The following is a 12,573-nucleotide window of genomic DNA, read 5'->3' as shown; positions in this document are numbered from 1 at the left end:
GCCAACTCGTCATTGCAATGATAGTTGGGTCAGCGTGAAAGATACGGTCAGGCAGGCTGAATGACTACATTGGAAAATTGGTCTTACCAGTAAATAGGCGCAAGATAGCATGGGAACCAAGCGGTCGTTTTAAAATAAGATGTTGTTTTTATGGAGCTTTAAAGTTTGCGTTAGCATGCTAGCTAGGTGGGCCTCATTAGACTAATAGACAGTGTGAAGCGCTTGCACCAACATCGCCAAACGCGCCGCTTGCGCTGTCGATCACTTAGACTCACTGTAGTGGCGATGCCCCCCAATGACAAAAGGAGTATGACTCGATGGCAATCACCCTTTATGACCTGTGCGGCCGTGACGAACGCCTGCGTTTTTCTCCCTATTGTTGGCGTGTACGTATGACGCTGGCCCACAAAGGCTTGGAGGTCACCACCGTGGCTTGGCGCTTTCAGGAAAAAGAGGCGCTCGCGTTTGCCGATTACGACAAAGTGCCCGTGCTGACGGATGGTGACAACGTGGTCACCGATAGCTTTGACATCATGCGCTACTTAGACCGCGCTTACCCAGATGCCCCCGTGGTGGGTGAAGGGATGAGTCTGCAGCGCTTGATGCTGTTCAAGCAGTCGGTAGAGCGGAGCATTACTCCTGCGCTATTCAAGATCGTTGCGTTAGATCTGTTAGCCGCGATTCATCCTGAGGATCGTGATTACTTTCGTAAAACACGTGAGGCGCGCTTTGGAGCTACTTTAGAGGCCGTCAACGATCCTGAGCAGGGGCGACACCTGTTGAAGCAAGCGCTGGTACCGGTGAATGCTCAGTTGAAAGAGAGCCCGTTTTTAGATGGCGATACCCCAAGCGGTGCCGATTATTTGCTGTTTGGCAGCATGATGTGGGCCTACACCGTTTCAACCGAAACACTAGTGGATGAAAAAGACCCTGTCGCGGCTTGGTTCAAGCGTATGCTAGAGGTGCACGATTCAGTGGCAGGCAAGGCCGTCACTGTTCGTGATCTATAATCGTTGAGACGGCCATAAGCCGTCAGACGACCCACAGGCAACACCAACGACCTAGGTCGTTGGTGTGAAAGGAGATGGCGATGATCGACCTGTACTACTGGACAACCCCGAACGGCCACAAAATCTCCATCATGCTCGAAGAGACCAAACTGGCGTATCGCGTCAAGCCGATCAATATTGGTCGGGGGGAGCAATTTGACCCTGAATTTTTGACCATTGCGCCGAATAACCGTATCCCAGCCATCGTGGACCATGCCCCGAAAGATGGCGGCCAACCCATGGCGCTATTCGAATCTGGCGCTATTTTGGAGTATCTCGCCGACAAGACGGGCCAGTTTCTACCGACAGAAGGGCGCGAACGTTACGTGGTGCTGCAGTGGCTGCATTGGCAAATGGGCGGACTGGGTCCCATGGCGGGGCAGAATCACCACTTCTGCCACTACGCGCCGCAAAAAATCGAGTACGCCATCGAGCGTTACGTGCGTGAGACCAATCGTCTTTATAGCGTGCTGGATCAGCGGCTTTCCCAGCAGCATTTTGTTGGCGGTGACCGCTACTCCATTGCCGATATGGCGATTTATCCCTGGATCGTTCCCTGGGAGAAGCAGCGCCAAACGCTTGAGGAGTTTCCCGATCTTGAACGCTGGTTCGACGACGTCTCGCAACGCCCCGCCGTGCGTAAAGCCTATGCCTTAGTGGAAGATGTGAACCCCGAGTCAGGCGTGACGATGGATGCTGAAGCTCGTAAGCACCTGTTTGGAAATCGTTAATCAAACGGCCTTTTCGAGCGTCCGAGAGAACGACAGATGAGCAAGCGCAGTATGACCAAAAATCATGTTGCGCTGCACAAAAAGCGCTGCTAGCTTTGTGGGTAGCAAAGGCAAACGCCCCTCTTACGACCTGCGTCAATGCAGGCCGAACCACTATCTCACTCAAGGAGATTACGTGATGAACAAGGCCGCAGAAAAAACCAGCCAACAGTTCGACTCTGTTTTCGTGTCCCCGATGCGTTCTTACACGCTCGCTGCGCTGAACTACTACGAGCAGCTAGTGGGCGCTCAGATGGATGCAGCCCGTGCCTACTCCGACATGACCATCGCCCAAGCGCGTACATGGTTAGACGTGAAAGACGCGGACAGCTTCAAAAAAGCGATGGAGAGCCAGCAAAAAACCGCTACCGATCTAATGGAGCGCATGAAAGGCGACTCTGAAAAAGTCACCTCCATTAGCCAGAGCTTCATGCAAGACAGCCAGAAAATGGCCGAAGAAACCACCAAGAAAGCGGTAGAGACTGCCAAGCAGTAAGCAACCGTCTGATGGCAAAGATGCCGCGCCCAGAACCGATTCTGGGTGCGGCATTTTTTTGGGATGGAGGAAAGATGACTAGGATGCCTCGTCAGCACGGGCTCGAAGACGGAAGCGCGCGATGCGAATAATTTGTTGAATCGCGGTTTCACGCTCCTGGGCCAAGCCGTTATCCAAACGCTCTTCAAACGCCGCAAGGATGTCGTAGCGATCCAGACCTTTCACCGCAATCACGAACGGAAAGCCGAATTTCTCTTTATAAGCGGCGTTCAGCTGTTCGAAGCGAGTAAATTCCTCGGGCGAGCACTGGTCGAGCCCTGCGCCGGCCTGCTCGCTGGTGGAGTCGTGGGTCAACTCGCCCGCCAACGCTGCCTTGCCCGCTAGATCGGGGTGGGCGCGAATGACGTCAATCTGCTGCTCAGGAGTAGCTTGTCGAAGCATCAAGCCCATCAATTCGGCCAGTGCATCAGGGGCATCATGCTCTTGGCGTAAGCCGTGTTGCCAAGCGGCTTCCGCCACCCAGGGGGAGTGCTCATACACATCACCATAGTGGGCAATGAACGTTTCCAAGTTGGATTGGCTGGGAAGAGGGAATAACGTGAGTGAGGTGGCGGTTGACACAAAAATTCTCCAGGCGTGCGAAAAGGGAAATGCTGTATACAATAAATAGCATCGACGGTACTCTTTGACCAATAGGTCAAACCCTACTCATAACGTCTATTCATAACGCCAACAACCTCGCCAATGTAAGGAGTGACGATGGGACGCTTAACTACCCACGTGCTGGATACCGCCAAAGGGCAGCCCGGCCAAGGCATTACCATTGAAGTCTTTCGGCTAGCGAGCGGCCACCGCGAGCACTTAGGCTCCACCGTCACCAACAGCGATGGCCGTTGTGATGTGCCCCTGTTAGAAGGCGATGCGCTCACGCCCGGTGAGTATGAGTTAGTGTTCCACGCGGGGGACTATTTACGCCGTCAGGGTATCGAAGCCGCCGAGCCACGCTTTTTAGACGTGATTCCGCTGCGCTTTGGCGTAGCCGATGCAAGCCAGCACTACCACGTGCCGCTGCTACTCTCGCCGTATGGCTACTCGACCTATCGCGGTAGTTAAGAGGGCAGATCATGCAAGCGTACATCATCGAATTCGTCAACCTGCTGCTGCGCTGGCTGCACGTGATTGCGGCCATTGCCTGGATCGGCGAATCGATTTACTTCGTCATGCTCGATAACGGCCTGCGCACTCCCAAAGCCGCTGAAGATCGTGAGAAAGGCATCTTTGGTGAGATGTGGGCCGTTCACGGCGGCGGTTTCTATCATAACCAGAAATACGCGACGGCCCCCGCCAAGCTGCCCAACGACCTGCACTGGTCGTTCTGGAAAGCCTATACCACGTGGCTATCGGGGTTTGCGCTGTTCGTCATTCTTTACATGGTGAATCCCGGTTTTTACTTGGTGAACCCGGACAGCAACTGGGCCTGGGCGGCTAACCTGACCGGTTGGCAGGCGAACCTGCTGGCGCTTGGCTTCCTACTCGGCGGCTGGGTGGTTTATAACGAGCTATGTAAGCGCATCAGTCCCAACATGGAGCGCGATGGCCTGCTGAGCATTGCCGTGGCGGTGATGATGGTGGTGGTGGCCTACCTAAGTACCCAGATGTTCACTGGACGTGCGGCGTTTCTACTCACCGGCGCGGTGATGGCCACGGCCATGTCGGCCAACGTCTTTTTCTGGATCATTCCCGGCCAGCGCCGCATGGTGAAAGCCATGAAGGCGGGCGAGGCTCCCAACCCGCTAGACGGCAAGCGCGGCAAGCAGCGTTCGGTGCACAACACCTACTTCACGCTCCCCGTAGTACTGCTAATGGTGAGTAATCACTACTCCTTTATCTACGCCCATGAACTTGCTTGGGTAGTGATGGTGCTGTTCATCTTTGCCGGTGCGTTGATTCGTCAGTTCTTCGTGCTGATGCATGCCGGGAAGATTCAGCCTGCTTACCCGGCGGTGGGCGTTGGACTGATTCTGCTCGCGTTCTGGGTGGCGGCGCCCAGCCCAAGTAGCACCGCAGAAAGCACTGGCGGTGCGCCCACACAAGCACAGATTTCTGGATTGATTGAGCAACACTGCACCCAGTGCCATGCCCGCAACCCTGAGCACGCCGGTTTCTCCGCGCCGCCAGCAGGCTATGCCTTCGATAGCTGGGACGATATTCTAGGCCACAAAGCGCACATCCAGCAGGTCGTTGGCAGTCGCTACATGCCATTGGGTAATATCACCAACATGAGTGACGAAGAGCGCGATATCATTGCGGCCTGGAAGGAGTGATCACAGTCGCGGACAGGAGACACTATGAGCGATGCGCAGGCGGCGTTAAAACGGCGGCCCTCCGAGAAAGAGGGCGACGAGCGCCACGAAGCGATTTACCGGGCAGTGAGCGATGCCATTGTGGAGCAACGCCTCAAACCCGGCGCTCGGCTGCGGGAAGATGCGCTCGCGGAGGTATTCGGCATTAGCCGCACGGGGATTCGTAAAATTCTCCAGCGGCTGGCGCTGGAGCAGCTCGTAACCTTGACCCCGCGTCGTGGGGCTAGCGTGACGCGACCTACCGCCGAGGAAGCGAAAGACGTGTTTGATGCCCGCCAGTTGATCGAATGCGGCCTCATGCCCGATGTGGCCAGGCGAATGAACACCGCCGCAGCGGCGGAGCTTCGCGAGATGGCTCGCCAAGAGCGCCAAGCCCTGCGCAGCGGTCAGCAGAGCGTGGCCATTCGCCTCTCGGCGGATTTTCACGTGCGGCTCGCTCAGCTCTCCGGCAACGCCACCCTGGCGGAGTTCGTGGAACGCCTCTGCTCCCGCTCTTCGCTGATCCTCGCCGTCTACGGGCATCGCGGCCACCTAGGCTGCGAATCCCACGACCATGACGACCTGATTGGCTATTTGGAAACCGGCAACGGAGAGCGCGCCAAAGCTTTCATGAGCCGTCATCTCAAAGCCATCGAGGCGTCGCTTTCCATGGTCGAAGAGGAGGAAAACGTACCGGATCTGCAGCAGATTTTTGGCGTTTAGCGACGTAGCCGCTCTGCTCGCTCTGCTCAACTCAACGGCAATGACGGTTAGGCAGCGTTTTTGAGGCTTTCTATTAACGTCAACACGCCACCAAAGCTCATCCTGTGGCGTGTTGAGTGGTTACTGCGTTTTTCTGTGAGTCATCACGTCATGGCTTAGTGCGTTTTCTGCTCAGCCATCACAGGTGCTGCCTCAAACCGCTTCATTAGCCCGTAGTAAAATATCCCACCTAAGCCTGCTCCGATCAGCCAACCGTAGCCGCCCAGGCTGGATAAGGCCGGTACCAATACGGTAGATAGCGAGAACATCGCCGCCACGCCAAAGGCGATGAGGGCGCGAGTGTTCCAGCCGTTGACGTAGTAGTAAGCGCTGCCGGTGGCTGAGGAGAATAGCTCCTGCATATTGAGGTGCTGGCGTTTGATCAGGTAGTAGTCCACCACGATGATGCCGTAGAACGGCGCGACGATAGCGCCCAGCGCATTCACGAAGCCCGGCACGCCAATTTGGCTGATCACCGAGATCCACAGTGCACCGACGAAAAAGGCAATCACGGCGGTAATCAAGCCGCCCATTTTGAAGCTGATTTTGCTGGGGAACAGGTTGGCGAGGTCGTAGGCGGGGGGAATGAAGTTGGCGACCAAGTTGATACCCACCGTGGCGGCAAAGAAGGTAAGAGCGGCCACGATGGTCAGCGGCAGCGAATCGACGCGCTCCACGATATCCGCCGGGTTGGTGAGCGCTTCGCCAAACAGCACCAGCGTGCCCGCGGTGATGATCAGCGCAATGAACGAGAAGAATGCCACGTTTAACGGCAGGCCCAGCAGGTTGCCCAGCTTCATCTGGCGCTCGGTTTTCACAAAACGGGTGAAGTCGCCGAAGTTGATCACCACCGCGGCGAAGTAGGCCACCATCGTACCCACGATGGCGAGAAACGCCCCCAGGCCACCCTGCTCACCGCTGCCGCTAAAGATGGTGCTAATGGCGGGGAGCAGCTCGCTACCAGCTTGCATCCATACCACGAGCATCAACACCACCATCACCGCATAGACCAGTGGGCCTGCCCAGTTCAGGAAGTGCTTGATGCGCTCGATGCCCTGCCAAAAAATCGCGATCTGAAACAGCCACACGATCACGAACGAAAGCCACGCCACTCCGGAAAGGCCGAGGAAAGTCCCCCCGTTGCCTACACCAAACAGCGCGGTAATCAGCAGCGCCACCGCGGTGGAGGCGAAGTAGGTCTGCACGCCGTACCAAAAGATCCCCACGATGGCGCGCAGCATGGCGGGCAGGTTGGCACCACGCACGCCCATGCTGGCGCGCACCATCACCGGGAAGGGAATGCCATATTTCACGCTGGGTTTGCCGGTCAGGTTGACTAGAAACATGACGACCACCCCGGCCAGAATGATCGCGGCCATCACGGCCCAGCCGTTCAGACCGTAAGAGAGAAACAGCGACGCTGCCAGGGTATAGCCAAACAGGCTTTGGATGTCGTTGGACCAGACGTTGAAAATCTCGAATGCGCCCCAGGTGCGGTGCTCTGGCTTTAGCGGGGCGAGGTCATCGTTATAGAGCGTTGGATCGATCTGCTGGATGTTGAGATCGCTTTGGTTGGGCTGTTCATTCATGGCAAGGCTCGTTATCCGGGAATGGCCGCCTGCCCCACGAAGGTGACAGGCGCGGGTAGGGCGGATTATTGGGTGAAGCGCTGGCAGGCGGGCCAGTGTTTCATCAGCAGGTAGTAAGTCAGCCCGGCAGGAATTAGGCTGGCGTACCAAGAGACCGCCGAGAACGAGAGCGCGGCGATAATCCCTACCGCTGTCGCTATTAACGCCGCTTGGTTAATGCCTTGATAGGGGCCGTTTTCATCGTAGAGCTTGCCGATATCCAGCGTGCGGCGTCGAATGACGTAGTAGTCCACCACCAGAATAGCGAAGATGGGGCCAAGGAATGCGGAGTAGGTTTGCACGAAGAGCTGTAGGCCTGCGGCGGATTCCGGCTGCACCAGTTTCCAAGGGAAGGTGGCGAAGGCCAGCAGCCCCACGATAACGGTGGCAACGGAGAACTTGAGTTTGAACACGTCCATCAGCACGTAGGTGGGCGGCACCACATTGTTCAGCACGTTGGTGGTCACCTGGGCGAAGGCGATGAACAGCAGGGTGATCATGAGTAGCGGTGTATTATCTACCGCGTTGGCGAACACCTGAATAGGGTCGGCGGTGCCGGTAGCTTGCGACACCATGTAGCCAATTAGGCCCATAAACAGCGTGCAGGGTAGAATCGACATCGCGTAAATGGTGGTCAATAGCCCTGGGCCGGTGCCCTTTTTATGCTCCCGGGAGTAGTCACTAACGTTGAGCATCATGGTGCTGTAGATGCCCAAAAATAGCATGGTGGCGCTCCAGAAGGGCATCCCCCAAGAGCCTTCCATGGTCAGCAGGCTGGTGGATAGCTCGTCGCCGTAACGCTGCACCGTGGCGTAAAACATGTACATCAGCGAGCAGAGAATGAAGGCGCTGCCAATGTTCTCCAGCCACTTGATGCCCTGAAAGCCGAGTACCGAAAGGCCAATCTGCAAAAACTGAAAGGCAATGAAATAGAAGATCAGGTTATCGAAACCGAACAGCGTCGCCGACACCATGTTGAGGGCGCCCGCGCCAATCCAGCTTTGAAAACCGTACCAGACGATGGCGGGCACGGCGCGCACCAAACCGGGAATACGCGTGCCGGTAAAACCAAATGCACTGCGGGCCTGCACCATGAACGGAATGCCATATTTATAACCAGCGGCCCCGTTAATGGCGAGCGCCACGCCAATCACAAAACAGCCAATGGCAATCGCCAGGGTGGCCTGCAGTAGATTGAGCGTGCCCACTACGCTTGAGCCCATGGCGAAGGTGCCAATCGACACGCACCCCCCAAACCAGGCTAAAAAATAGGAGGTGCGCCCCATGATGCGGGTGCTTTGCGGAGCTAGGCTTTCGGCCCCAACGGCTTTGGCGGTGGCGGGGCTAGTTGCTCCCGGCGCTTCATCTGAGGTAAGAGCAGAGGTTGAAGTGCTCATGTTACCGTCCTCGCAAGATTATCGATGTTATTGGTAACCTGGGCGCTACTGGCCCAGGAGACGCTTGCGGCGTGGCGTGCTGATGGCGGTAGTCGTTGTGTTGTTATCTTTTTTAGTCGTGCTGTGTAGCCTATTGTTAGTGTGATGCGGAATGTCTCAACGGCGTGTAGGTGGCAAGGTGAGGTTTGAAAAATCCGCAAACTTGCCGGTAAAAGGTTTCGGGCGCGGGTAGTCTAAATCGCCGTATTTGCTGGTAGATAAGCCCAGCCCCACCAGCGATTCGGCAAGCTTCAACGCCGCACTGACCCCTTCCACCACGGGCAGGCCCACTTCTCGGCTAATGGCGTGGGTGAGGTTCGCCATCCCGCCACAGCCCAGCACGATCGCGCCAATACCATCTTCATCGCGGGCACGGCAGCACTCTTGCACGATCCGGCTGAAGGCGGCGTCAGGGTGGTCTTCCAAATCCAGTACCGGGATTTCAGCGGCGCGAATGCGGCGGCAGTGGTGGCTAAAGCCGTACTGCTCGAGCAGGTGTTCGGCAATAATCCCGGTGCGGCCTAGCGTGGTCACGATCGAGAAGCGCGTGCTAATCAGGGTCGCCATATGAAAGGCGGCTTCGGCAATGCCGATCACCGGCGCGCGGGTCAGTTCGCGGGCAGCCAGTAGGCCGGGATCACCAAAACAGGCCACGACGTAAGCATCGATGTTGCCCTCTCGCTCGCCTTTCAAAACCTCTTCGGCCACGCCCACCGCGCTCACGGCTTCATCGAAATGGCTCTCGATAGAAACCGGTCCCGCGTCGGGCTGAGTGGCGCTCACGGTGGTCGAAGGAGCCGCCAATCGTTCGGCCGCTTGCCGAATCGTCGCTGTCATGGCAGCCGTCGTGTTGGGGTTAATCAGGCGTATATGCACGGGGTGATACTCGCATGTGAACAATATTTTCTATCTTGTATACGAAAATAGGGCGCTTTTCTGCGATGCGCAAGCCCTTTCATGCGACGTGTAGGCGCTGGAAGAGTTGACCAAGTGTTCAAGTTTCAAAGGGTTAGCGTGCTATTGAGCCGAAAAGCGCCGTCATCTCAATTGATTAGCCCTGCGTTGAATTGCGATGACTATTCAAAATGGCTATTTTGTATACAAACTAAAACGCTCTGCCTTTATCAAGGAGCCTGTCCATGACCTCTCATTACCCTCGCGATCTCATCGGCTATGGCCGTACGCCGCCCCACGCTAACTGGCCAGGCAAGGCCAAGATCGCCGTTCAATTCGTGCTGAATTATGAGGAGGGCGGGGAAAACTGCGTACTGCATGGCGATGCAGGCTCGGAGCAGTTTTTGTCCGAGATCATTGGTGCAGCCAGCTATCCAGACCGCCATTTGAGCATGGAGTCCATCTACGAATACGGCTCCCGCGCTGGCGTGTGGCGTATTCTACGCGAGTTCGAGCGCCGCGGGTTGCCGCTCACCGTATTTGGCGTGGCCATGGCGCTAGAGCGCCACCCGGACGTGGCCCAGGCATTCAAAGAGCTGGGCCATGAAGTGGCGTGCCACGGCTACCGCTGGATCCACTACCAGGAAGTACCCGAGCATATCGAGCGCGAGCATCTGCAAAAGGCTATGGAGATCTTCCAGCGCTTGTACGGTGAAAAGCCCCAAGGTTGGTACACCGGGCGCGACAGCCCCAATACGCGCCGTTTGATTCTGGACGAAGGTGGCTTTCTTTACGACAGCGACTATTACGGCGACGACCTGCCGTTCTGGACCACGGTGAGCGATAGCCAAGGCGCGGAGCATAACCACCTGATCGTGCCCTACACCTTAGATACCAACGACATGCGTTTTGCGGCTCCACAAGGGTTCAACACGGCGGATCATTTCTTTACCTATCTGCGCGACGCCTTTGATGTACTGTATGCCGAAGGGGAGGATTCGCCGAAAATGCTCTCTATTGGTATGCACTGCCGTTTGCTGGGCCGCCCTGGGCGTTTCCGGGCGCTGCAGCGCTTTTTAGACCATATCGAAGCCCACGACCGTGTGTGGGTAGCCCGACGGGTCGATATCGCCCGTCACTGGGCAGAGCATCACCCAGCCGCTAAATAACGAAACAGGACACTATGACACCCCATATCGGACAACGGATTGCCGCCCAGTTTGATGCGCTCAGCGCCCAAGAACAGCGCGTGGCGAGTTTCATTCTGGATCACTTCGATGATTTGGCCGTGTACAGCGCCGCCGATCTGGCGCGTTTGACCGGGGTGTCAAAGTCCACCGTCAGCCGTCTATTCAAGCGACTAGGGTTCGAAAGCTATCGCACGGTAAAGGATCACGCTCGACAGCTGCGTAATTTGGGCGTGCCGTTGGTGATCGATGCCCATGCCATGGAGGAGGAGAGCGAGAGCGGCGCCTCGTTCCAGCGCCACCTGCAGCGGGAGCAGGAGAATCTGCAGCGCTGTTTCGCGAGCCTTGTCCCCCAGGAATTTGCCGCGATGGTCGAGGCGTTGGCGATGGCTCAGCAGGTCGTGATCGTCGGTTTCCGCAACAGCTATCCGTTGGCACTGCACTTACGTCAGCAGCTCGTGCAAGCCCGTCGCCACGTGCGCTTGGCACCGCAGCCGAACCAGTCGTTGGCCGAAGAGCTGGTGGATTTGACCGAACACGACACCGTGGTGCTGTTGGGTTTTCGCCGCCGTCCATCGGCATTTGCCGCGTTAGTGGACGCCCTCGAACGCTCGCCTGCCAAGGTGTTGTTGATCGCTGACCCCACCGCCTCGCCGTTTGCTTCGCAAGTGACGTGGTGGTTGGAAGTACCGTTAGAGAGTCTCTCGGCGTTCGATAGCTATGCCACCGCCAACAGCGTGATTTGCCTGTTGGCAAATGCCGTTTTGCACCAGCGCTTAGCGGAGGGCCGCGAGCGAATCAGCGCGATAAGCGACCACTATGCTGAGTTGAACGAGCTGGCATCGCCCATCATGAGCGTCGATTGGGACGCCCATCAATAATGGTGCGCTTTGACTGCCTGATGCACCAAATGTAATCGCTTTACTGAACGCACGCTGGGTTACCCTGCGTGCTCTCCTGCCTGATTGTAACCTAACGCACTGTTGTTGCGCTGCTTTCCCTGCGGCTGGTCTCGTTATTGCTAATGCTAGTGGGCGTGTGAAACAAAAGTTTCTTTGATGAGATTTGTGCAACGAACTTTTCAGAGGGCGACATCACACGCGTCACACCTTCTTCTCGGCATTGGCTTGCGACACACTTTCAGGAGAGCGTCATGGGAACTACCCTTCAGGGCTTTAAAGATTCGGTTCAGCACTACTTGAAACGTCTTCAAACCGGCGTGGTGGCCACCGGCATAGCGGCCACGCTGGCTATGGGTGGGCTGGGTGCCAGCAGCGCGGTTCACGCCGATGCGCTGGAAGACATTGAATCTCGCGGCACGATTCGTATCGCGGTTCCGCAGGATTTCCCTCCCTTTGGCTCGGTAGGCACCGACCTACAGCCGCGCGGTTACGATATCGACATGGCCAACTACATTGCCGACGAGATGGGCGTCACCCTGGAACTGATTACCGTGACCAGCGCCAACCGCATTCCTTATCTGCAAACAGGTCAGGCGGATCTGGTGATCTCGAGTCTGGGTAAAAATCCGGAGCGCGAAGCGGCGATCGATTTCTCCGATGCCTACGCGCCGTTCTTCCTGGGCGTGTTTAGTGCGGATGCCGACGAAAGCGTAGAAGGACCCGAAGGCTTCGCCGATAAAACCATTGGCGTGACTCGCGGTGCCGTCGAGGATATGGAGCTTTCCAACGTCGCTCCCGACTCCACCACCATTCAGCGCTTTGAAGATAACGCCACCACCATCTCGGCGTTTCTTTCTGGCCAAGTAGATTACATTGCCACCGGTAACGTAGTGGCCGCCGAAATTGCCGAGCGCAACAGCAATCGTGCGCCTTCGCTGATGTATCAGCTGAAAGATTCCCCTTGCTACATTGGCCTGAACAAAAACGAAGCGGCGCTACAAGCAGAAGTGAATCGCTTGATTGCCCAGGCATTGGAAGACGGCACGCTCAACGAGTTTTCCCAGCGCTGGTTCAGCGCGGACCTTCCTGACAACTTCGGTAGCTGAG

General features: G+C 56.7%; 13 protein-coding genes. 9 read left to right on the top strand and 4 right to left on the bottom strand.

Annotation, left to right across the window (positions count from 1 at the left end; translation table 11 throughout):
• Window positions 1-317: 317 nt before the first annotated feature.
• The 3 genes from GYM47_RS13945 to GYM47_RS13935 all read left to right on the top strand — a co-directional run bounded on the left by GYM47_RS13945 (window position 318) and on the right by GYM47_RS13935 (window position 2,315).
• A complete protein-coding gene (locus tag GYM47_RS13945; protein WP_139526408.1) occupies window positions 318-1,010 on the top strand; it encodes a glutathione S-transferase N-terminal domain-containing protein in 693 nt (230 codons plus the stop codon).
• 80 nt (window positions 1,011-1,090) lie between these two features.
• Window positions 1,091-1,780 (top strand): glutathione binding-like protein, encoded by a 690-nt coding sequence (locus GYM47_RS13940; RefSeq protein ID WP_139526409.1) that lies wholly within the window; start codon window positions 1,091-1,093, stop codon window positions 1,778-1,780.
• 178 nt (window positions 1,781-1,958) lie between these two features.
• Window positions 1,959-2,315 carry a phasin family protein gene (locus tag GYM47_RS13935; RefSeq protein ID WP_139526410.1) on the top strand — a complete coding sequence of 119 codons (357 nt, stop codon included), beginning with the start codon at window positions 1,959-1,961 and terminating at the stop codon, window positions 2,313-2,315.
• A 78-nt stretch (window positions 2,316-2,393) separates the two neighbouring features.
• On the opposite strand, the gene uraD is transcribed toward GYM47_RS13935, so the two are convergent.
• Window positions 2,394-2,936, bottom strand: a complete 543-nt coding sequence (gene uraD / locus GYM47_RS13930) for a 2-oxo-4-hydroxy-4-carboxy-5-ureidoimidazoline decarboxylase (RefSeq protein ID WP_139526411.1) — start codon at window positions 2,934-2,936, stop codon at window positions 2,394-2,396.
• Window positions 2,937-3,074: 138 nt separating this feature from the next.
• On the opposite strand from uraD, the gene uraH reads away from it, so the two are divergent.
• Genes uraH through GYM47_RS13915 form a run of 3 tightly spaced genes read left to right on the top strand, consistent with a single transcriptional unit; the run spans window position 3,075 to window position 5,380 of the window.
• Window positions 3,075-3,428 carry a hydroxyisourate hydrolase gene (gene uraH / locus GYM47_RS13925; protein ID WP_153842528.1) on the top strand — a complete coding sequence of 118 codons (354 nt, stop codon included), beginning with the start codon at window positions 3,075-3,077 and terminating at the stop codon, window positions 3,426-3,428.
• A gap of 11 nt (window positions 3,429-3,439) precedes the next feature.
• On the top strand, window positions 3,440-4,639 hold the full coding sequence (locus GYM47_RS13920) for a urate hydroxylase PuuD (protein ID WP_139526413.1): 1,200 nt from the start codon (window positions 3,440-3,442) through the stop codon (window positions 4,637-4,639).
• Between the two features lie 24 nt (window positions 4,640-4,663).
• Complete coding sequence (locus GYM47_RS13915; protein ID WP_139526414.1) at window positions 4,664-5,380, top strand: GntR family transcriptional regulator; 717 nt, start codon at window positions 4,664-4,666, stop codon at window positions 5,378-5,380.
• A gap of 155 nt (window positions 5,381-5,535) precedes the next feature.
• On the opposite strand, the gene GYM47_RS13910 is transcribed toward GYM47_RS13915, so the two are convergent.
• The 3 genes from GYM47_RS13910 to GYM47_RS13900 all read right to left on the bottom strand — a co-directional run bounded on the left by GYM47_RS13910 (window position 5,536) and on the right by GYM47_RS13900 (window position 9,359).
• A complete protein-coding gene (locus GYM47_RS13910; RefSeq protein ID WP_153842529.1) occupies window positions 5,536-7,008 on the bottom strand; it encodes an NCS1 family nucleobase:cation symporter-1 in 1,473 nt (490 codons plus the stop codon).
• 65 nt (window positions 7,009-7,073) lie between these two features.
• Entirely contained in the window at window positions 7,074-8,444 is a 1,371-nt protein-coding gene (locus tag GYM47_RS13905; protein WP_153842530.1) for an NCS1 family transporter, read from the bottom strand.
• 156 nt (window positions 8,445-8,600) lie between these two features.
• Window positions 8,601-9,359, bottom strand: coding sequence for an aspartate/glutamate racemase family protein (locus tag GYM47_RS13900; RefSeq protein ID WP_139526417.1), 759 nt, complete (start codon window positions 9,357-9,359; stop codon window positions 8,601-8,603).
• A 263-nt stretch (window positions 9,360-9,622) separates the two neighbouring features.
• Here GYM47_RS13900 and puuE point away from each other — a divergent pair, with 263 nt between their 5' ends.
• From puuE to GYM47_RS13885, 3 genes are all read left to right on the top strand, one after another.
• The gene (gene puuE, locus GYM47_RS13895) at window positions 9,623-10,546 is read left to right on the top strand and encodes an allantoinase PuuE (protein WP_153842531.1); all 924 of its coding nucleotides are present in this window, start codon (window positions 9,623-9,625) and stop codon (window positions 10,544-10,546) included.
• A gap of 14 nt (window positions 10,547-10,560) precedes the next feature.
• Window positions 10,561-11,445 carry a MurR/RpiR family transcriptional regulator gene (locus tag GYM47_RS13890; protein ID WP_153842532.1) on the top strand — a complete coding sequence of 295 codons (885 nt, stop codon included), beginning with the start codon at window positions 10,561-10,563 and terminating at the stop codon, window positions 11,443-11,445.
• 272 nt (window positions 11,446-11,717) lie between these two features.
• Entirely contained in the window at window positions 11,718-12,572 is an 855-nt protein-coding gene (locus GYM47_RS13885; RefSeq protein ID WP_153842533.1) for a transporter substrate-binding domain-containing protein, read from the top strand.
• Window position 12,573: the final 1 nt, after the last annotated feature.

The organism is Vreelandella piezotolerans (genome assembly GCF_012427705.1).
Taxonomy (GTDB): domain Bacteria; phylum Pseudomonadota; class Gammaproteobacteria; order Pseudomonadales; family Halomonadaceae; genus Vreelandella; species Vreelandella piezotolerans.
Note: the sequence above shows the minus strand (reverse complement) of the source record. Positions and strands in the feature narration are given on the sequence as shown.

Coding starts and splice junctions, on each gene's coding strand:
- GYM47_RS13920 (WP_139526413.1), top strand. CDS start 3,440: ATGCAAGCGTACATCATCGAATTCGTCAACCTGCTGCTGCGCTGGCTG.
- GYM47_RS13905 (WP_153842530.1), bottom strand. CDS start 8,444: ATGAGCACTTCAACCTCTGCTCTTACCTCAGATGAAGCGCCGGGAGCA.
- puuE (WP_153842531.1), top strand. CDS start 9,623: ATGACCTCTCATTACCCTCGCGATCTCATCGGCTATGGCCGTACGCCG.
- GYM47_RS13940 (WP_139526409.1), top strand. CDS start 1,091: ATGATCGACCTGTACTACTGGACAACCCCGAACGGCCACAAAATCTCC.
- GYM47_RS13885 (WP_153842533.1), top strand. CDS start 11,718: ATGGGAACTACCCTTCAGGGCTTTAAAGATTCGGTTCAGCACTACTTG.
- GYM47_RS13935 (WP_139526410.1), top strand. CDS start 1,959: ATGAACAAGGCCGCAGAAAAAACCAGCCAACAGTTCGACTCTGTTTTC.
- uraH (WP_153842528.1), top strand. CDS start 3,075: ATGGGACGCTTAACTACCCACGTGCTGGATACCGCCAAAGGGCAGCCC.
- GYM47_RS13915 (WP_139526414.1), top strand. CDS start 4,664: ATGAGCGATGCGCAGGCGGCGTTAAAACGGCGGCCCTCCGAGAAAGAG.
- GYM47_RS13910 (WP_153842529.1), bottom strand. CDS start 7,008: ATGAATGAACAGCCCAACCAAAGCGATCTCAACATCCAGCAGATCGAT.
- GYM47_RS13945 (WP_139526408.1), top strand. CDS start 318: ATGGCAATCACCCTTTATGACCTGTGCGGCCGTGACGAACGCCTGCGT.
- GYM47_RS13890 (WP_153842532.1), top strand. CDS start 10,561: ATGACACCCCATATCGGACAACGGATTGCCGCCCAGTTTGATGCGCTC.